Below are 20,464 nucleotides of genomic sequence, written 5' to 3'. Positions count from 1 at the left end.
TTATCGGGCACCGGCTATCTTTTATTTTGTCGCAGGCGCGGCCTCCGGGTCATCGATATAGAGCGTCTGGCTTGGGAAGGCGAAGTCAGCGCCGTTTTCCTGGACAATCGCAATAATTTTCAGGTAAACATCCTGCTGTACGGCAAGCCATTCCTGCCATACTGTTGTTTTGGTAAAGCAATACACCATAATATTCAGCGAAGAGTCGGCGAATTCATTAAAATAGACCAACAGCGTCTGTTTCTGATCGATATCTCTGTGCGCCTGCAACATGTTTCTGATAGCGTCAACAATGAGGCCAATTTTGTCGGCATCTTCGTAACGTAATCCAATAACCGTTTTTATTCGACGGTTGGTCATCCGTCCCGGATTCTCAACGCTAATGGATGAAAAGACGGAATTAGGCACGTACAACGGGCGGTGGTCGAATGTGTTAATTCGCGTAATTCGCCAGCCGATTTCGGCGACCGTACCTTCGATATTTCTGTCAGGAGAACGAATCCAGTCTCCGATACTGAAGGGGCGATCGAAATAGAGCATAATACCGGAGAAAAAATTGCTCAGGACATCTTTGCCCGCCATACCAACAGCGATACCGCCGATACCGCCAAAGGTCAGCAGACCGGACAGACTCATGCCAAAATGTTCGCCATACAGTAAGACAATCGCGACAATAATGGTTATTTTTATGACCCGTGCCAGAATACGGGTACTGGTGACATCTCTACCTTTATTGACCTGTGCTTTTTCAAATTGGTTAATAATCAGGAAAAGTTTTATCGTCAGAATAAGCGCAATGAGCGAGGTGCAGATAAAATCAATGACCCCGGAAGAGATAAAACGCAAATTATAATCTTCAATAGCATTATTCAGGATGCTCCCGATGGTCCCAATAATAATCGCGTAAATAAAAAACTGTGCCGCATGGAACGTGAATCCTTTCTTCCACTGTACGTTACGACTGAGCCAAAATCTCACTACCAGCAACGCCATGCCGCAACTGAAAAGTATCGCCAGATTAAATGCGTTTTTGAGAAAAAATTCAGTGAACATTATTGTTTTCCGCTCCTTCCTACGATAACAGCTCAGAATGACCTGATTAACAGGTATTTTACCCAGGATAAACGCGTAGATCATCGATAAGTAAAAAGAAGAAATAGTGCTATCAGCTTTAATCTCAGCGGTTTACTTTTTATGTAAATACAATGTCACGTTTTATGGAGCAGACATCGCGTGATTGTCATGGTATTGTTGCTATCAGGTAACAAAGTCATCTGTAAAGGACAATACTATGATCATGATGAAGCTGAAATCGGCGAAGGGGAAAAAATTTCTGTTATGCCTGCTGGCAGTGTTTATCGTTGCGGCATCGGTGGTAACGCGCGCGACTATCGGCGGTGTGATTGAGCAGTATCATATTCCACTGTCCGAGTGGACAAGCTCTATGTATGCCATTCAGTCGGCAATGATTTTCGTTTACAGTCTGGTGTTCACTATTCTGCTGGCGATTCCTTTGGGGATCTATTTCCTCGGCGGAGATGAGTAACAGGAATGAGGTATTGGCCGGATGGCAGCGCCATCCGGCAGGACGGAAGAGGGATTAATCGTCCTCGTCGTCCAGTTCAACCGGTGTTTGATACTCATCAGGCTTAATGACTAACAGGTCGCAGCGCAGATGGTCAATGACCTGTTCGGCCGTGTTCCCCAGAAACGCGGCTGAGAGTCCGGTACGTCCAACGGTGCCAAGCACAACGATCCCCGCCTGGAGATGTTCGGCAAGATCCGGGATAACTTCTTCCGGCAAACCTTTTTCTACATGCGTAACTTTTTCATCGATGCTGAATTTCTGGCGCAGCGCTTTCATCGCCAGTAAATGCTGGCCTCTGATGGCGTCGTTATACACGCTGGGATCAAATTCCGGCAGCTCAATGGCAATATTGATTGGCGTAACGGGGTAGGCGCCGACCAGGTGTACTTCGGTATGATTAACCTGCTCCGCCAATTGTAAGGTCTCTTTTACCAGCTTTTCGTTGAGAGCATTGTGATAGGGCTCTTCGCTTGCCAGGTTCACGGCGACCAGGGCTTTGCCGCCCTCTGGCCACGGCTGATCTTTGACCATCCACACGGGGCTTGGGCATTTACGCAGCAAATGCCAGTCGGTAGGGGTAAAAATGACCGCTTCCAGTCGATCGTGCTGATGCGCCATTTTCAACACCAGATCGTGACTGCCGGCGATAACCTCCTGGATGATGGCCTCAAAGGGACGATTGTGCCAGACCACTTTAATTTCAATGGGGACACCGGCTTCAAGATAATATTTCGCCTGCTCACGTATCCAGGCTGTGCGTTGACTTATTACGCCCTGACGCATTGCGGTGCGTTCGTCAGGAGAAAGCAGGGTCGTCATCTCATACGAGAAATCGTAAATAGGCAGGAAAGCTTTAATTTTGCCGCCAATCCGTTGATGCAAATAAACTGCTCGCCGTAATGCGGGTTGGTCGTCCTGATTGGGATCGATGACCACCAGCATATTTTGATACATAGCCATACAGGGTCTCCTTACAACTGTCATCGCAGTTTGTAACTAAAGAGTAACTCAAATATGGTGAATGAAACAGAGGAAGCGCTTCTGCCAGATCAATAAATGAGAAAAATTTAACGATATGGCAGAAGATAACATCAATGGTTTAGCTGACGTTTAAGCGACGTTGCGGGTATGACCGGCGAGGGCCGCCAGCGCATCGCTGTTTTCAATAGTAATATACTTACCTTTCACCGCCAGCATACCGCTTTTCTGGAAACGCCCCAGCAGACGGCTAATGGTTTCGACCGTTAAGCCAAGATAGTTGCCGATATCGCCGCGGGTCATCGTCAGGCGGAATTCACGCGGTGAAAAACCACGCTGCGCAAAGCGGCGGGACAGGTTGTAAATAAACGCAGCCAGACGTTCTTCGGCGTTCTTCTTCGACAATAACAGGATCATATCCTGATCGCCTTTAATTTCACCGCTCATCAGACGCATCATTTGCTGACGCAGGTTAGGCATTTTGCCGGACAGGTCATCCAGTGTCTCAAAGGGTATTTCACATACCATTGAGGTTTCCAGCGCTTGTGCAAAGCTCGGATGATGACCGCTGCCAATGGCGTCAAAACCCACCAGGTCGCCTGCTAAATGGAATCCAGTAATCTGCTCATCGCCTTGCTCGGTAATGGTGTAGCTCTTAATCGTTCCGGAGCGGATAGCATAGAGCGATTTCAATTCATCACCTGCTTTAAACAGAGTTTGCCCTTTCTGAATGGGCTTTTTGCGCTCGATGATATTATCAAGCTGATCAAGCTCATGCTCGTTAAGTGTGAACGGGATGCAAAGCTGGCTGATACTGCAATCCTGGCAATGGATAGCACAACCGCCAGACTGAATGCGCCGTATAATTCGCTTTTCCGGGATCATAGGTCTGCTCAAGCCGTAATTGATATTTGTCAATTTTAACATCTTTTTGGTGAGCGCGTAAGTCTGAGCTATCCCGGAGAAGGAATAATTCAAGTATAAGTTTGATGAATACTTTTATCTATTTGAAAATACGTAATTTATTTGTTGTTGCTTTACATAAAAGTGTGACCGATAAGGCACTTTTTGCCTGTATATTCATAATAAAAGATAGCCTTCATGGCGTAATAGCCACTCTTTTCGCTGCACGCCACCGGCGTATCCGGTCAGAGTGCCGTTACGCCCGATGACGCGATGGCAGGGAACAACAATACTGATGGGGTTAGCGCCATTCGCAGCACCGACTGCGCGTGCGGCGCCCGGTCGTCCCAGTTGCGCCGCCAGTTGACCATAGTGCATCACCTGCCCGCAGGGGATAGCGCGCAACGCCTGCCATACTTCCCGTTGAAAAGGTGTGCCCCCCGTTGCGGTTTCCAGGGTATCAATTACGGCGAGATTGCCTGCAAAATAATCTGCAAGCTTATCGCTGAGTCCACCGGGGTTAGTCGCAGAAAGGCGTTCATAGCCTTCGTGACGGTAGTGGATATTTAGCAGTTGCTCCATACGATCGCGGTACTGTTCCCACTCAATGGCCCGCAGTCGAAACTGCTCATCGCAAACCACCCATAACGGTCCTAATGGCGTGGCTATCTTCTCTTCAAGTAATCTCAGCATCCGTTCTCTCACATCGTCTTAATCTAACGTAAGAGACAAGATATCATGCCAGGAATACCCGCAACCATACTCCTTAAAAGATAGTCAGGGATAACACATTTAGCGACAGTAATATCGTTGGCGGAGAAAAAGGGAGCCGGGCGAGGCGGTTAATTGCCTGACATTGTCGCTGTTATTGGAAATAACTGTAAACCGTTGTCGGTATAACAGGGCACGGTTATGATAACGGCAGTCGCAAAAACGCTGGAGGATGAACCATGAACCTTGACGATAAAGCGCTGTTTCTTGACGCCATGGAGGATGTCCAGCCGCTGAAACGCCATACTGATGTACACTGGCAGCCAACGCGTAATCTTAAAACGCCCCAGCGTATCGACACGCTTCAGCTTGATAATTTCCTGACGACGGGCTTTCTGGATATTCTGCCGCTGAATGAACCGCTGGAGTTTCGTCGGGAAGGATTGCAGCAGGGTGTCATCGACAAGTTACGCAGTGGGAAATATCCTCAGCAGGCCAGCCTCAATTTGTTACGCCAGCCGGTCGAAACGTGCCGAAAGATGCTGTTTCGTTTTATCCTGGAGGCGCAAAAGGAGGGGTTGCGTAATGTCCTGATCATTCATGGTAAAGGGCGAGAGGCGAAGTCGCATGCCAATATCGTCCGAAGCTATGTGGCCCGCTGGTTGACAGAGTTTGAGGATGTACAGGCTTATTGTTCGGCGCTGCCGCACCATGGCGGCGGCGGGGCATGTTATGTCGCGTTACGTAAAACGGTGCAGGCTAAACAGGATAACTGGGAGCGCCATGCGAAGCGTAGTCGGTAAATCGTTGCCGCTGGCGGGCAGGACCGCCAGCGCAAGCTCGCGCGAACCCGATTTTATGCCTGATATAACGCCTCATCCAAACGCTAAGGATTCTGCAAGAGAACGGGCGATAACGCTGTCCGCGGTAATAACACGCAGAAACAGTCATTCGCTTATTTAAGCGTCTATTAAAATATACTGGCTTTCGACTTAACTATTAAGCAGAAAATGGTGATAAGTACATCACTTGTCAATATGGATGGATGAATATCCTGGCATAGCGAATATAGGTAATTTTATCTGTTGCACTAAGGGAAATGGCGATGGTCTGGTATTGAATATGGAGAATGTCAAAGAAACGAATGGCAATAGATATCTGAAATGCTATAAAAATAAAACCTGTCTCCTATCCTGGTTGTAGGCCGTCAAAAATGTTGAGAAATATCAGCGTCAGGACATGCATTATTCTATTTATGGTATGTACGTTTCTTTTGGTGGATACTTTACAAATAGCTTTTCTGCACGATCTCCCTATTTTAATTACGTGTAATATCATTTATCTGATCTCGGCATTACTGCTTTGGTGGTATATGACCTGCTATCTGGTAGTGCCGATTAATACCGTGAAGAAAAGTATTGAAGAGGTCGCAGCAGGAAACTTGTCTATTCATATCTCCGAATTTGGCAATAATTGCGCCGGACGACTCATCCCCGGGATTAATAGCCTGTCGGAGAATATTTCCGCGCTGGTACGTGAAATCAGATCCTCTTCGCAAACGGCAATGACCCTTTCCGAACAACTGGCGGCGCGCAGTATGTCGCTATCCGTAAAGACGGAACAGCAGTCGGCCTCGTTAATTCAAACTGCCGCCAGTATGGATGAAATGGCGGCGAGTACCAAAAACAATGCGGATAATACCCGAATGGCGAGCATACAGGCGGATTGTGCAACCCAATGCGCCCGTAAAGGCGGCGAATTAATGGGGCGGGTTACAGAAAATATGCGTTCTATTACCGACTGTGCCTCGCAGATGACGGAGATTATTTCATTGATTGACGGTATCGCATTCCAGACTAATATTCTGGCGCTTAATGCGGCGGTAGAGGCTGCGCGGGCGGGCGATCATGGAAAAGGTTTCTCCGTGGTGGCCGGGGAAGTGCGTAATCTGGCGCATCGTAGCGCCGAGGCGGCAAAAAGTATCAAGGCGCTGATCGACGTTACGCATGACAATGTGCGGCAGGGGGCCGCCATAGTGCAGGAGGCTGAAAAAAATATGCAGGAGATTGTTGGCGGCTCCGGGCAATTAAACGTGCTGATGAATGAAATTTCCACCACCACGCGGGAGCAGGAAAAGGGCATTAACCAGATAACCCTGGCGTTGAGCGATCTGGAAAGCGCAACTCATAGCAATGTCTTAATGGTTGAAGCGCTATCTGCTTCTTCGGATGTTTTAAAGGCGCAGGTGATCGAGTTACAGACTAAAACCGACAAATTTCGTTTAAGCCAGCCGGGTTACAGTGAACATGCGCTGTCGCGCTCTCATGTATCACCTCTTTCGACCATCACCAGGCGCGGCCAGGCCTGATAATACATGTTTGGTAAGCGCCTGTTGCTAAGGCGCTTTTTTCGCAGGTTCCCGTCATTCTTTTTGCGCAATGAGAAAATGAGAGATTGCTTAACCTTTCCCGAAAGCTAGACTAACGGCATCAGAGTTGTAACGTGGAGGCGCTGTGGAAGCCATTAAGGGATCGGATGTGAACGTGCCGGATGCCGTTTTCGCATGGCTACTGGATGGTCGTGGTGGAGTAAAACCGCTCGAAGATAATGATGTGATCGATAGTCAGCATCCCTGTTGGCTACATCTTAATTATACCCACCCGGACAGCGCCCGCTGGTTGGCTTCAACGCCTTTACTCCCCAATAACGTGCGTGATGCGCTGGCTGGTGAAAGCTCGCGCCCGCGCGTAAGTCGTATGGGGGAAGGGACGCTCATTACGCTGCGCTGTATTAATGGCAGTACTGACGAACGCCCGGATCAATTAGTGGCAATGCGTTTATATATGGACGAGCGATTCATTGTGTCTACCCGTCAGCGAAAGGTTCTGGCGCTGGACGATGTGGTCAGTGATTTGCAGGAGGGCACCGGGCCCGTAGATTGCGGCGGCTGGTTAGTGGATGTGTGCGATGCGTTAACCGATCACGCCAGTGAATTTATTGAAGAGCTACACGATAAAATTATCGATCTGGAAGATAATCTTCTCGACCAGCAAATCCCACCGCGCGGTTTCCTCGCATTGCTACGTAAACAGCTAATTGTTATGCGTCGCTATATGGCGCCGCAGCGCGACGTCTATGCCCGGCTTGCGAGTGAACGGCTGCCGTGGATGAGCGACGATCACCGGCGCAGAATGCAGGATATCGCCGACAGGCTGGGAAGGGGGTTGGATGAAATTGACGCTTGTATCGCGCGTACTGGCATCATGGCGGATGAAATTGCCCAGGTGATGCAGGAGTCTCTGGCGCGCAGAACTTATACCATGTCGCTTATGGCGATGGTTTTTCTGCCCAGCACCTTTTTAACAGGGTTATTTGGCGTTAACCTGGGCGGTATTCCTGGCGGCGGATGGCGGTTCGGCTTTTCTCTGTTTTGTATTCTGTTAGTTGTCCTGATCGGTGGTGTTACTTTATGGTTGCATCGCAGTAAATGGTTGTAACAAAAGCGCTTTTCAGACCATTTCGTATGAAAAAACGCCGAGAAATTTGAGCGAAGTCAATAAACCATCTACCTATTCGGGGCAATATCTCTCTCGCAGGTGAATGCAACGTCAAGCGATGGGCGTTGCGCTCCATATTGTCTTACTTCCTTTTTTGAATTACTGCATAGCACAATTGATTCGTACGACGCCGACTTAGATTAGTCGGCTTTTTTTTGCCTGTAGAATATCTGCGTCTACCCTTTAAGAGTCTGAATGACATTCTGGAGGGTAATATGAGCTGTCTTTTGACCTTATTATATCTACACTCGTCCTTGTCGGACCCGATTCCCACTGACCCTGTTCCCATTCCTGAGCCGCTTCCCCGTCCTCAGCCGATGCCCGACCCGCCGCCGGACGAAGAACCGATTAAAATGTCGCATCAAACGCGCGGATCTGCGAGGATACGCGCCTGCTGACTATGAGTCGTTACCGCGAGAGTAAATTGTGACCGCTTTTTCAACCCTGAATGTTTTGCCCGCCGCCCAGCTCAATAACCTTACTGAGCTGGGCTATCTTGAGATGACGCCTGTTCAGGCCGCAGCATTACCCGTCATTCTGGCGGGAAATGATGTGCGTGTGCAGGCCAGGACCGGTAGCGGCAAAACGGCGGCGTTTGGTCTTGGGCTCTTGCATCGAATTGATGTCACGCTGTTCCAGACACAGGCGTTAGTGCTGTGTCCGACGCGGGAGCTGGCGGATCAGGTTGCCGGAGAGTTACGTCGCCTGGCCCGTTTTCTGCCAAATACCAAAATTCTGACCTTGTGTGGCGGGCAACCCTTTGGCGCACAGCGCGACTCGCTTCAGCACGCTCCGCATATCATTGTCGCGACGCCGGGGCGCCTGCTGGATCATTTACAAAAAGAAACCGTATCGCTGGATGCGCTGCACATTCTGGTAATGGATGAAGCAGACCGAATGCTGGACATGGGATTCAGTGACGCCATTGATGAGGTGATCCACTTTGCGCCTGCGACGCGCCAGACGTTATTGTTTTCAGCAACCTGGCCTGAGGCCATTGCGGCGATTAGCGGTCGTGTACAGCAGCAGCCAATACGTATTGAAATCGATACGCTAGATGCGCTACCGGCTATCGAACAACAGTTCTTCGAAACGTCTGCGCATGAAAAAATTTCGCTGCTACAAACGTTGCTTAGCCAGTATCAGCCAGCGTCCTGCGTGGTGTTTTGCAATACCAAAAAAGATTGTCAGGCTGTTTGTAATGCGCTTAATGCGGTAGGACAAAGCGCGTTGGCGCTCCACGGCGATCTGGAACAACGCGACCGCGACCAGACGTTGGTGCGTTTTGCAAATGGTAGCGCGCGCATTCTGGTTGCCACCGACGTTGCCGCGCGAGGATTAGACATTAAATCGCTCGAACTGGTGGTTAACTATGAACTGGCCTGGGATCCAGAGGTGCATGTCCACCGTATTGGCCGTACGGCGCGCGCGGGAAGTAGCGGCCTGACGATCAGTTTCTGCGCGCCGGAAGAGGCGCAGCGGGCGAATATTCTTTCAGAAATGCTGCAACTCAAGCTGAACTGGCTGAATGCGCCCGCCCGGCAGCCGTTACTCCCTCTGGCCGCAGAGATGGCTACCCTATGCATTGACGGCGGCAAAAAAGCGAAAATGCGTCCGGGAGATATTTTGGGCGCGCTGACCGGCGATATTGGATTAGACGGGGCGGATATTGGCAAAATTAACGTGCATCCCATGCACGTTTACGTCGCCGTACGTCAAGCAGTAGCGCAAAAAGCCTGGAAGCAGTTGCAAAACGGGAAGATCAAAGGCAAGTCATGCCGGGTACGGCTATTAAAATGATCGATAGCATGGCGTCTCAGCGGGTGCTGAGACGCCTGCAGATTATTTCACTTCGATAACATCAAGCCGCAACGCCTCTAAGGAGGTGTCATCTTCTTCCGGCTGCCAGCCAGCGGGCTGCAATGGAATCTCTTCACGATCGAACGCTAAATCGCCGCCGTCGACGACCTCGGAACCGTGAGTGATCCCTTTGAAATCGAACAGGTTAGTGTCACAAAGGTGAGACGGCACGACATTCTGCATGGCGCTAAACATCGTCTCGATCCGTCCAGGATAGCGTTTATCCCAGTCGCGTAGCATGTCGGCAATCACCTGGCGTTGCAGGTTGGGTTGCGAACCGCACAGATTACAAGGAATGATAGGAAAGGATTTGGCCTCAGCAAAACGGATAATATCTTTCTCGCGGCAGTAAGCCAGCGGGCGGATCACGATATGTTTGCCGTCATCGCTCATCAGCTTCGGCGGCATCCCTTTCATTTTTCCGCCATAGAACATATTCAGAAACAGGGTTTGCAGAATATCGTCGCGATGGTGGCCCAGGGCGATTTTAGTCGCGCCCAGTTCAGTCGCCGTACGATACAGGATACCCCGACGCAAACGCGAGCACAGCGAGCAGGTGGTTTTTCCTTCCGGAATCTTCTCCTTCACAATGCCGTAGGTGTTTTCTTCGACGATTTTATATTCTACGCCCAGCTGCTCAAGGTAGGCTGGCAGGATATGTTCCGGGAAACCTGGCTGCTTTTGATCGAGGTTGACGGCGACCAGTGAAAAATTGATCGGGGCGCTTTGCTGCAAATTACGTAAAATTTCCAGCATCGTATAGCTATCTTTGCCGCCAGAAAGGCAAACCATAATGCGATCGCCTTCTTCAATCATATTAAAATCGGCAATCGCTTCGCCAACGTTACGGCGCAGGCGCTTTTGCAACTTGTTGAGGTTGTATTGCTCTTTCTTTGTATTCTTTTGAATTTCTTGCATTATTTCAGTTCTCTGGTACTAAATGGGGCAAATTGGGGGCAAACTTTGCAACTACGATAACCGCGCATTCAACATCGCTACCTGTTCGTCGTTCATGTCATCAATCCACATACCGTAAATTTCATACACCATCTGCGCAGTTTCATGCCCCATTTGGCCGGCTATAAATGCCGGGTTCGCTCCTGCCGTCAACAGCCAGCAGGCAAAAGTATGTCGCGTATGGTACGGATTACGGCGACGAATGCCAGCACGTTTTAATAGAGATAGTACCTTCGGATATTGTCAACTGTATACATCATGCAGCCAGGTCCGTTAAGAAGTGACGGGCTCAACTGAAATTCAGGCGCTGCTGCGTCCTGATGATGGTACGTTTCAAGTGGTTCCGTGGGGTGAACCGGGACAGGTGTAAAATGATATTCGGCACACCCTTTTTGCTCTTTTATTGGTGATATAAAATAACGTATCAGTATTTTATTATCTAATAAGATAGTGCAGAGTGTTTAATTATCGTTGGGTAAGATCAGTTTACCGTATACTATTTAAAATTTTCTTGTTTATTCTGGTGGTCGTATTGAATTAAAAATAGCCTGTATCATATGTACAGTTCAGACAAATTATTTGCGATGAGAATTGCTACCTGATATCTACACCTTATGATGTATACCATAATTCTGGCTGGAGAACGTAATGCGTATAACAGTAAGTGATATATCAACCAGAGAATCACAGCAGACGGTACAGATACAAGCTATCAAAAGTTGGGATACCATACCGTACCTTTCAATGTTGGATGGTCTTTATCAGGACGATACCTTTCATGAGCAAGTGTCTAATTTACCAAAAGAATATATTAAGCTGGATGAGATGGCCAAAGATGAAGGAAAGAACAGCTTAAATATTTATGACTTCTTCTTTGAGCCAACACATGAAATTGTATGTGAAGAAATCCAATCAACATTGGATTTTTATTATTCAAATAGCGCAACCTTCCGTAGGCTGGTTAATTATAAAGTAGAGCGCAGTATCAATGACGATGTAGACACCAATAAATGCGAGGTAAAAATATCTCTAAATTACAGTTACGAAAATATTGATGGGGGACGAGGATATTTATCGCTTCCATTTGATAAGTACGGCTATCCAATTCCCCCTGACTTTCACAACTGTCTAAATGGAATTACATCAGAAAAATTGTTGTTAGATCTATTTCTAAAACATATTTTGCACGATCATTTAAATGCAAACGGTGAAGTTACAAACGTTTACGCCAATGTTATTTATAAAGAGATTGATTCCGCTGCAATTGCACATGCATCGTCGTGTTTTTCTCAGGTAACGATGAGTGGTGAACATGAGCTATTTAATGTGGATAGCGTAACTGTTCCACCTAAAAGTACTGAGCAAATTATATTTGAGGGAAAGGAAATTCAAAGGGAAATTTTCTTATCTTCTCATAGCGGCAATCATTTTCAGCCAGTAATCATTCATAAAATGGACAGGAGTATTAAAAATATTGCAGTAACTAGTTTGTTATTATCATCAAGATTAGCAGTAACATCTGGTGATTATAGGATAAAAAATGGTAATTCAGAAGGTGAGAATGATTTTTTACCCGTTAAAGAATTACAAAGATATGAAAGGGCTCTCCCGGAGGATCATCCTGCCCCAAATACGGAGCCTCATCCGCTGGGTAAGGTGTTAGATGGTCTATTTGATCACTATACATCTGTTGCAGGAGGACACCTTGTCGCAGTACTCAAACTACTTGGAAAAGAACAAGAGGCAAATAGTTATAAAAGAGGCTATCATGAATTACTTGCATTTTCTCAAACTGGGCAGTGGACGCATGATGGAAGAGCTATTGCTGCTGAATATATGTTTAAAGGTCTTTTAGTTCATTTAAGTGATAAACTCATTATTCTCGGTGAGGGAAGTTTCGTTTCTTTTTTATCTTTTGTAAGAGAAAACATCCAACACCAATATAAAATATATGAGCTAATAGCGCGTGATATGCTGGTTCATCCTTTGCATTTCAGCACTGAGTCTGCACCACCCATGATAGACAGGCCTTTATGGACAATGGAAAGCCATTATACGAAAGTCCTGTATGAAAAGTTTCCTGACATTTCTGGTTCAAGCTTTGAGGTTTTCTATGGTAAGGAAGCTATTATTACAGCGTTAGAAATAGTATCTTTCGATAGACAAGAAAGAGGAAAAAGCGCTTTTAATAAAAAAAGGATGAGTCATCTTTATAAGCTAGTTCAATTAGTGATACACCATTTATCCAGCAATGGTGGTGATAGAGTATTGCTTAGCCCTGAAGGCATAAAAAATAATTTTATTATTATGCGCCATATTATTTTTTGGTGTGCAAAGATAACGGGGCCAATTAACGATAAAAAAATAAACGCAATAGCAAGAAAAATTGTGGTTAATAATAAATTTTCTAACGGTGTTAAATCAATACTTCCCAAAAGCAACGATCCTTTAATTTCGTTAATGAAAGCCGCGATCAATAAGCAGCTAAACTGGGCGGAGAAATATTATCGAGCAGAGACTCATATGAAGGAACATATGCAGGAGTGTGACATTTTAGGACTAATGGACACCAACAAAATGGTGCGAGAGGCCGTTGTTGGGCTTATTCACGAGATCAGTGATATTGCGCAAAGCAGCTGGCTGACATTAGAAGAACAACATGAGAGACAGGCTCAGGCTCTCGAATCGTTCAAGGAGAAGCTTTCCTCCATGAATGGCGGGCAAGAATTCGTTTATGCATTTAATAAGATTATTCAGGAGGGGTTGGGAGGATTAATTGAGCTGAGTTTTGATCTTGATGATACTATACATCATCGCACAACTTCCTCATTAAGTCCGGCTGCAAGGGCAGGACTTCACCTCTTAGGAACGGTCTGGAATATTGTAATGGGTCTTGTCCCTGGTTTTAACGCTCTGGCTGGTACCAGCAGTATTCTTAACCGGGCTGTTGTGGAAAACTCTGCGGATGTATGCGGTTACGTACAGGATATTGTACGTATCGGTATGGAGGCTGTTCCTGTTGCTGGAGCGAAGTTCACAGAAAGAGCGGCAAATGCAAAGTATACGGGCCTCCGATTTGTTGAAGATAAAATACAAAGAGGTGTAGTACGGGCGCCGATTCAAAAGGGGAGTAATTATAAAACTATAGAGTCAATAGAAAATACAGATTTTATTTATCAAAAGAGTAGTCAGAAAGTTCTTGAGTTAGGTCCAGCGGGAAACGATGGGCTCTATCGCGCTACAGGTTTTGATAAACAAACGTATGGTTATTACAAACCGTCAGGAGAAGGCTTTTACAGGAAACAAGCTTCATATCCACCGCTGTCATCGGAAGCGCCTAATACGATAAAATATGGCGACAGAGAGCTCGTTTTAACTAAAGAACCCGGTTCAGAAACGTATCGGGCAACCTATTCGGATAGCGGAAAAGATTCAGCCATGACATTTTACCGATCTTCTGATGGAAGATTTTATCAGGCGTCTGGGCTGAAAGGTGGGGGGCTTATTCGCCATATTGATAAGCCTTATTCAGAGTTAAGAGAAGGAGACGCGGGTTATGATGAAGAACTTCTGGATATTACGGATGATTCCCCCCTACTGGAAGACATACTGGCCTCCCTGTCAGAAGATTTATACCCTACATCAGAAGAAAATGTACAAGGTATTTATAAGAAATACCAGAGTGGGGATGCTGCAGCAGGGGAGACCGAAGTTGTATTATGCCGAGGTACAATAGGTCCGCAGGCTGAAAATATTGTTAGTTTTAAAACGGCAGGTGGTATTGAGGGGGGCGATGCAGAGGTATTGCCTGTCTCTGCTGAAATAGCCAAAGAGCAGGTTCGAAGTGGAAGAATCGTACCTGAATATACCACGGATCTTAGTGTTGCAGACAGGTTCAGCAGGGAGCATTATCTTATTATCGTTAGGGCAAAAGTCAAATATCTTACACGAGGTAGCGTCAGTGAAAGCGGCTGGGTTATGCCAAAAAAAACACCAGTGGACCCTGTTGGTATAATTGACAGGACATATGGTAAAGCAGAAAATACGGGGCAGGCAAACGCTTCTAAGTAATCATAAATCCTGAACAAGTTTATTGTTTTTATCTCTCGTGTATGAAAGATTGCTTTTATACTTTAAATAATTTGAGTTGCAGGAAGGCGGCAAGCGAGCGGATCCCCAGGAGCTTACTCAAGTAAGTGACTGGGGTAAGGGAACGCAGCCGCAGCACATGCAACCTGAAGTATGTTATGGCGAGATACGCAATGGTTCAAAAGCGTCTTTATTCTGTCATCCGTATTACTTAAGATATCATCACGACCCGAAAAATATTGGAACGAAGAGATGTATGACTAAAGAAGCTGTAATCTTTCTATTTATCGCCATCGTAGTAGAAGTTATCGCCACGATCTCATTAAAATTATCAGATAGTTTTACGCGTCTGGTACCGAGCCTCGTTACTATCATCGGATATTGTATTGCGTTCTGGTGTCTTACCATCCCAATGCGAACCATCCCTGCGGGTATCATTTATGCTATTTGGTCTGGGGTAGGGATTGTTCTTATTGGATTGATAGGATGGTTATTTCTCGGCCAAAAACTGGATATGCCGGCTATTATTGGCATGTTGCTTATCATCTGCGGCGTAATCGTAATCAATCTGTTTTCAAAAAGTGTCAGTCACTAGGCGATGATGATTGATTTGAGCCCGCACTCTCTTATGCGGGCTCGGGTATTTAGCGTACCACCAGTACGGAGCATTCCGCATGACGCACAACGGCTGCGGCGTTGGAACCCAACAGATAGGTAGTAATATCCGGGCGATGCGAGGCGATAATCACCATATCGGCCGGTAATTTTTTTGCCATTTCCAGAATCTTATCTTTAGGAGAGCCTTCTGCAACGTGAGCCTGCACGCGGTCCGCAGGAAGGTTGAATTTCTTGATAATCGCTTCCAGTTGAGATTTGGCTTCGGCTTTCAAATCGTCCATTGCGGGAAGCTCTGCTGAATAAGCCAGTCCCAGTGAAGCGTAATAGGGCAAAGACGGGATTACAGTCAAAAAGTGCACTTTAGCGTCGTCAATCTTTGCTTCAGCTTCAACATGCGAAATCACGCGTTGAGTTAATTCTGAATCTGAAATATCGATGGGTACAAGAATCGTTCTGTTCATAAAACCTCCTGTTTAAGTATCCACTGAAATTCTACTCCCTAAAGGCACTTTATGTACAATGACATACGTCACATTTTAGGTGCTGCTCCACGATACTCTGCGGGGACTACCAACAGGGGAGGACGGCGTAATATTACGCGTATTCCACGTAAATAATCAGCGAGTTGACGTTAAAACGTTATTTCTGCCTTGTCAGGAAAGACCTAAAAAGAGATGTTACCGTTTAATTCAATAATTAATGAAATAATTCGCAGTGAAATAGATATAATTTATACGAATGCTTTTGGGGGTATTATACGAAATAAAAATTATACAATATCATTCGGTTACGATATTCTACGCCTGTTATATGCCTTTATTGTCACATATTCATTTTGTCGCTGGGCCATTGCGTTAACCTTTGCTTTCCAGCGTATAAATTGACAAGCCCGAACGGATGTTCGGGCTTTTTTGTCTATGGAAAACCCCCAGCTAGGCTGGGGGTTCCGGAAAGCTTTCAGCTTTAAGCCAGTTATTAAAACCCCTTTTGATTTGTTAAAACATCTTGCGGTCTGGCAACTGCAAAAGTTCAACAAGAAATCAAAAGGGGGTCCCAATGGGGGACGAAAAGAGCTTAGCGCACACCCGATGGAACTGTAAATATCACATAGTTTTCGCGCCCAAATACCGAAGACAAGCGTTCTATGGAGAGAAGCGTAGGGCAGTAGGCAGCATATTAAGAAAATTGTGTGAATGGAAAAACGTACGAATTCTGGAAGCGGAATGTTGTGCAGATCATATTCACATGCTTCTGGAGATCCCGCCGAAGATGAGTGTGTCGAGCTTCATGGGATATCTGAAGGGTAAAAGTAGTCTGATGCTTTACGAGCAGTTTGGGGATCTAAAATTCAAATACAGGAACAGGGAGTTCTGGTGCAGAGGGTACTATGTCGATACGGTGGGTAAGAACACGGCGAAGATACAGGACTACATAAAGCACCAGCTTGAAGAGGATAAAATGGGTGAGCAATTATCGATCCCTTATCCGGGCAGCCCGTTTACGGGCCGTAAGTAACGAAGTTTGATGCAAATGTCAGATCGTATGCGCCTGTTAGGGCGCGGCTGGTAAGAGAGCCTTACAGGCGCATCTGAAAAACCTCCGGCTATGCCGGAGGATATTTATTTGTTTCCAGGCTAATCCTTAGAATATTTTTTAATCTGCGCCGGATTTTTCCGCTTTTCCTGCCAGCAAGGCAAGAAAGTCATAGCGTTTTTGCAAATCCAATGCGGCATCTCGCCATAATTGTTCAGCTACTTCAGGCTGTTGCGCATTCAGGCGACGGAAACGCTGTTCATTAAGCAACGTTTCCGCCAGGGCATCAGACGGTGGCCGAGAGTCCAGCGCCAGCGGCGGCTTGCCTTCATCCGCACGGCGGGGATCAAAGCGGTATAACGGCCAGAAACCGGTCGCCGTTAACTGGCGCATCTGGTCATGGCTTAGCGCCAGATCGTAACCATGTTCCTCACAGGGGCTATAGGCAATGATCAGCGACGGTCCTGGCCAGGCTTCGGCTTCCTGGATGGCTTTCACCGTCTGGTTTAACTGCGCGCCCAGCGAAATTTGCGCGACATAAACATGACCATACATCATCATGCTGACGCCAAGATCTTTACGGGCTTTACGCTTGCCATGTTCGCCAAACTTAGTGACAGCGCCAAGCGGCGTCGCCTTCGACGCCTGGCCGCCAGTATTGGAATAACACTGCGTATCCAGAACCAGAATATTGACATTCTCCGTCAGGCTTAACACATGGTCTAAACCGCCAAAGCCGATGTCGTATGCCCAACCATCGCCGCCAATCAGCCAGATTGATTTTTCTACCAGCGCATCAGCATCCTTTAACAGTTCCTCTGCGCCCGCAACCGATTTCAGATGTTGGCGTAATGCGGCGACCTGTTCACGCCGAACGTCAGGCGTTGCTTCGGTATGCAGAGCATCGTTTAATTCCGCCGGAATGCGATCGGCGAATTGCGCCAGTAAACGCATGACGCGCGCCCGGTGCTGATCCACGCTCAGACGGAAACCGAGACCAAATTCCGCGTTATCTTCAAATAACGAATTCGCCCATGCCGGGCCGCGTCCGTTGGCATCGGTGGTATAAGGCGTTGAGGGCAAATTACCGCCGTAAATAGAGGAACACCCCGTGGCGTTAGCGATTAACATTCTGTCGCCATATAACTGAGTCAGCAGTTTAATATACGGCGTTTCACCGCAGCCGGAACAGGCACCGGAATATTCAAACAGCGGTGTAATGAGCTGCGACGTGCGGATATCAATCCGTTCCAGTTTGCTGCGATCGATTTCCGGTAAGTCGAGGAAAAAGTCATAATTCACTTTCTCTTCTTCCACATGCTCAAGGCGCGACATCATGTTAATCGCCTTGATCTGTGGATTTTGCCGATCTTTAGCCGGGCAGACCTCTACGCATAAATTACAGCCAGTACAGTCTTCCGGCGCGACCTGCAGCACATATTTCTGGCCGCGCATATCGCGGGACTTCACGTCCAGCGAATGCAGACTGGCTGGCGCGTTCTCCATCGCCTGCGGGGAAACGACTTTCGCACGAATCGCCGAGTGAGGGCAGGCGGCGACGCAGTGATTACATTGTGTACACAGCTCCTCTTTCCAGACAGGAATCTCTTCGGCGATATTGCGCTTTTCCCAGCGGGTGGTGCCCATTGGCCATGTTCCGTCCGGCGGCAGGGCGGAAACAGGCAGTGCGTCGCCGAGGCCCGCCAACATGGCGGCGGTAACGGTTTTCACGAAATCCGGCGCGGCGTCGGAGACGACCGGCGGGCGATGCGCGCTGTGCGGATTAACCGCCTGCAACGGCACTTCCGCCAGCGATTCCTGCGCCAGAGCCAATGCCTGCCAGTTACGCTCAACCAGATCCTGACCTTTGCTGCTATAGCTTTTGGCAATCGCGCCCTGCAGCTCAACCAGGGCGCTATCGCCCGGAAGAATATGCGTCAGGTGGAAGAAAGCCATTTGCATGACGGTATTGATGCGGGCGCCAAGTCCACATTCGCGGGCGATTTTCGCCGCGTTAACCACGTAAAAACGCGCCTTTTTCTGATTCAACACCGCCTGAACTTCTTGCGGCAGACGCGACCAGACCTCGTCGGCGCTGTACGGCGTATTAAGCAGAAAGATTCCGCCTGGCTTCAGACGTTCCGCCATCTGATATTTATCGATAAACTGTAATTGATGGCAGCCGACAAAATCCGCCTGAGCAATTAAGTAAGCGGAACGAATGGGTTTTTCGCTGACGCGCAGGTGCGATACCGTGAGCCCGCCAGCTTTTTTAGAGTCATAAACGAAATAACCTTGCGCATACCACGGCGTAGAATTACCGATAATTTTAATATTATTTTTCGTGGCGGATACGCTGCCGTCGCTTCCCAGACCGTAAAATAACGCTTCAAGTTTAGCGCTGCCGGGCAGGGTATTTTCCGGTAATGGCAGCGAGAGATTAGTGACGTCATCATAAATGCCCACCGTAAACCGTGGTTTGGGTTTCGCGCGGCTGAGTTCATTAAAGACCGCCAGTACGCACGCCGGGCCGAACTCTTTGGATGATAGCCCATAACGGCCGCCAATGGTGCGCGGTAATGTTTCGCGCTCGCCATTATTAAAGGCCTCCGCCAGTGCGGTCATCACGTCCAGATAAAGTGGCTCGGCCTGCGCGCCTGGCTCTTTAGTGCGATCGAGCACGGCGATAGCGCGAACGGTTTCCGGTAATGCCTGTAACAAATGTTTGGCGGAGAAGGGGCGGAACAGACGGACTTTCAGAACGCCGACCTTTTCTCCGCGTATCAGTAGCTCGTCCACGACCTCTTCGCAGGTGCCGAGGGCGGAGCCCATCATAATGATGACGCGTTCAGCCTGGGGATGGCCATAATATTCAAATGGCTGGTACTGACGGCCCGTAGCGTCGCCAAATGCCTTCATCGCCTCTTCAACATGATCATAAACGGCGTTGTACCACGGGTTGGTCGCTTCGCGAGACTGGAAGTAGGTGTCCGGATTCGCTGAAGTTCCACGAATCACCGGATGTTCCGGATTCAGCGCGCGGGCGCGGTGAGCGTCGATCTCCGCCTGCGGCATCAGGTTCAGAATGGTTTCATCCGTTAGCGGTATAATTTTGTTGATTTCATGCGATGTACGGAAGCCATCAAAAAAATGAATAAACGGAACGCGGCTTTTCAGCGTAGCCCTGTGCGCGATCAGCGCAAAATCCTGCGCTTCCTGAACGCTGGCGGCGCATAACATCGCGCAGCCTGTCTGGCGGACCGCCATCACATCGGAATGGTCGCCAAAAATAGAAAGCGCGTGTGTGGCGACGGTGCGCGCGGCAACGTGCAGTACAAACGGCGTGAGCTGCCCCGCCAGTTTATACAGCGTTGGAATCATCAGCAGCAGCCCCTGCGATGATGTAAATGACGTGGAAAGCGAACCGGTTTGTAACGCACCGTGAACGGCGGCGATCGCGCCGCCTTCCGACTGCATCTCTACCACACGCGGCGTATCGCCCCAGACATTTTTAAGCCCATTACCGGCCCAGGCATCCGCTTGTTCAGCCATTGTTGAACTGGGCGTAATCGGGTAAATGGCGATAACCTCGCTGGTACGGAACGCCACCGACGCTACCGCGCCATTACCGTCAATTGTTTGCATATGACACCCTTACATTGCGCAAAAA

General features: G+C 47.9%; 17 protein-coding genes and 1 pseudogene. 10 read left to right on the top strand and 8 right to left on the bottom strand.

What is annotated here, in order from left to right; all coding sequences use genetic code 11:
- Nucleotides 1–21: 21 nt before the first annotated feature.
- On the bottom strand, nt 22–1,053 hold the full coding sequence (locus OLG56_RS11545) for a mechanosensitive ion channel family protein (protein ID WP_000493665.1): 1,032 nt from the start codon (nt 1,051–1,053) through the stop codon (nt 22–24).
- Between the two features lie 238 nt (nt 1,054–1,291).
- Here OLG56_RS11545 and OLG56_RS11540 point away from each other — a divergent pair, with 238 nt between their 5' ends.
- Nucleotides 1,292–1,546: a DUF2534 family protein gene (locus OLG56_RS11540; protein WP_000605645.1), complete on the top strand. Its 255-nt coding sequence runs from the start codon at nt 1,292–1,294 to the stop codon at nt 1,544–1,546.
- 54 nt (nt 1,547–1,600) lie between these two features.
- On the opposite strand, the gene uspE is transcribed toward OLG56_RS11540, so the two are convergent.
- The 3 genes from uspE to ogt form a co-directional block, all read right to left on the bottom strand.
- Nucleotides 1,601–2,548, bottom strand: a complete 948-nt coding sequence (uspE, locus tag OLG56_RS11535; protein WP_001262138.1) for a universal stress protein UspE — start codon at nt 2,546–2,548, stop codon at nt 1,601–1,603.
- A 150-nt stretch (nt 2,549–2,698) separates the two neighbouring features.
- Nucleotides 2,699–3,451, bottom strand: coding sequence for a fumarate/nitrate reduction transcriptional regulator Fnr (gene fnr / locus OLG56_RS11530; protein ID WP_000611914.1), 753 nt, complete (start codon nt 3,449–3,451; stop codon nt 2,699–2,701).
- Between the two features lie 195 nt (nt 3,452–3,646).
- Nucleotides 3,647–4,162 carry a methylated-DNA--[protein]-cysteine S-methyltransferase gene (ogt, locus tag OLG56_RS11525; RefSeq protein WP_000945034.1) on the bottom strand — a complete coding sequence of 172 codons (516 nt, stop codon included), beginning with the start codon at nt 4,160–4,162 and terminating at the stop codon, nt 3,647–3,649.
- A 257-nt stretch (nt 4,163–4,419) separates the two neighbouring features.
- On the opposite strand from ogt, the gene smrA reads away from it, so the two are divergent.
- The 5 genes from smrA to dbpA all read left to right on the top strand — a co-directional run bounded on the left by smrA (nt 4,420) and on the right by dbpA (nt 9,537).
- Entirely contained in the window at nt 4,420–4,983 is a 564-nt protein-coding gene (gene smrA, locus OLG56_RS11520; protein WP_001046799.1) for a DNA endonuclease SmrA, read from the top strand.
- Between the two features lie 410 nt (nt 4,984–5,393).
- Nucleotides 5,394–6,548, top strand: a complete 1,155-nt coding sequence (locus OLG56_RS11515; RefSeq protein ID WP_079915294.1) for a methyl-accepting chemotaxis protein — start codon at nt 5,394–5,396, stop codon at nt 6,546–6,548.
- A 145-nt stretch (nt 6,549–6,693) separates the two neighbouring features.
- A complete protein-coding gene (gene zntB / locus OLG56_RS11510) occupies nt 6,694–7,677 on the top strand; it encodes a zinc transporter ZntB (protein ID WP_000387373.1) in 984 nt (327 codons plus the stop codon).
- Between the two features lie 275 nt (nt 7,678–7,952).
- Nucleotides 7,953–8,135, top strand: coding sequence for a proline-rich small protein YnaL (gene ynaL, locus OLG56_RS22325; RefSeq protein WP_015405931.1), 183 nt, complete (start codon nt 7,953–7,955; stop codon nt 8,133–8,135).
- Between the two features lie 28 nt (nt 8,136–8,163).
- Nucleotides 8,164–9,537: an ATP-dependent RNA helicase DbpA gene (gene dbpA / locus OLG56_RS11500; RefSeq protein WP_061377387.1), complete on the top strand. Its 1,374-nt coding sequence runs from the start codon at nt 8,164–8,166 to the stop codon at nt 9,535–9,537.
- A 42-nt stretch (nt 9,538–9,579) separates the two neighbouring features.
- On the opposite strand, the gene ttcA is transcribed toward dbpA, so the two are convergent.
- Both ttcA and OLG56_RS11490 read right to left on the bottom strand, forming a co-directional pair.
- Nucleotides 9,580–10,515 carry a tRNA 2-thiocytidine(32) synthetase TtcA gene (gene ttcA, locus OLG56_RS11495; protein ID WP_061377386.1) on the bottom strand — a complete coding sequence of 312 codons (936 nt, stop codon included), beginning with the start codon at nt 10,513–10,515 and terminating at the stop codon, nt 9,580–9,582.
- A 51-nt stretch (nt 10,516–10,566) separates the two neighbouring features.
- Nucleotides 10,567–10,773, bottom strand: a pseudogene (locus tag OLG56_RS11490) (tyrosine-type recombinase/integrase); the annotation flags it as partial.
- 429 nt (nt 10,774–11,202) lie between these two features.
- Between OLG56_RS11490 and OLG56_RS11485 the strand changes: the two are divergent.
- The 3 genes from OLG56_RS11485 to OLG56_RS11480 all read left to right on the top strand — a co-directional run bounded on the left by OLG56_RS11485 (nt 11,203) and on the right by OLG56_RS11480 (nt 15,238).
- Nucleotides 11,203–14,625 carry a DUF4765 family protein gene (locus OLG56_RS11485; RefSeq protein ID WP_061377385.1) on the top strand — a complete coding sequence of 1,141 codons (3,423 nt, stop codon included), beginning with the start codon at nt 11,203–11,205 and terminating at the stop codon, nt 14,623–14,625.
- Between the two features lie 171 nt (nt 14,626–14,796).
- On the top strand, nt 14,797–14,907 hold the full coding sequence (locus OLG56_RS22320; protein ID WP_072274992.1) for a multidrug transporter: 111 nt from the start codon (nt 14,797–14,799) through the stop codon (nt 14,905–14,907).
- Nucleotides 14,900–15,238 (top strand): SMR family transporter, encoded by a 339-nt coding sequence (locus OLG56_RS11480; protein ID WP_000159240.1) that lies wholly within the window; start codon nt 14,900–14,902, stop codon nt 15,236–15,238. Before OLG56_RS22320 ends, OLG56_RS11480 begins: the two co-directional genes overlap by 8 nt.
- A gap of 49 nt (nt 15,239–15,287) precedes the next feature.
- Here the strand turns inward: OLG56_RS11480 and uspF are convergent, their stop codons facing one another.
- The gene (gene uspF / locus OLG56_RS11475) at nt 15,288–15,722 is read right to left on the bottom strand and encodes a universal stress protein UspF (RefSeq protein WP_001082296.1); all 435 of its coding nucleotides are present in this window, start codon (nt 15,720–15,722) and stop codon (nt 15,288–15,290) included.
- A gap of 595 nt (nt 15,723–16,317) precedes the next feature.
- Between uspF and tnpA the strand changes: the two genes are divergently transcribed.
- Nucleotides 16,318–16,776: an IS200/IS605-like element IS200F family transposase gene (gene tnpA / locus OLG56_RS11470; protein ID WP_000502119.1), complete on the top strand. Its 459-nt coding sequence runs from the start codon at nt 16,318–16,320 to the stop codon at nt 16,774–16,776.
- Nucleotides 16,777–16,914: 138 nt separating this feature from the next.
- On the opposite strand, the gene nifJ is transcribed toward tnpA, so the two are convergent.
- Complete coding sequence (nifJ, locus tag OLG56_RS11465) at nt 16,915–20,439, bottom strand: pyruvate:ferredoxin (flavodoxin) oxidoreductase (protein ID WP_001527677.1); 3,525 nt, start codon at nt 20,437–20,439, stop codon at nt 16,915–16,917.
- Nucleotides 20,440–20,464 lie beyond the last annotated feature (25 nt).

Source organism: Salmonella sp. 2018103 (genome assembly GCF_026247685.1).
GTDB classification, from domain to species: Bacteria; Pseudomonadota; Gammaproteobacteria; order Enterobacterales; family Enterobacteriaceae; genus Salmonella; species Salmonella enterica.
The sequence above is the reverse complement of the archived record's forward strand: the minus strand, read 5'-3'. Positions and strand labels throughout refer to the sequence as shown.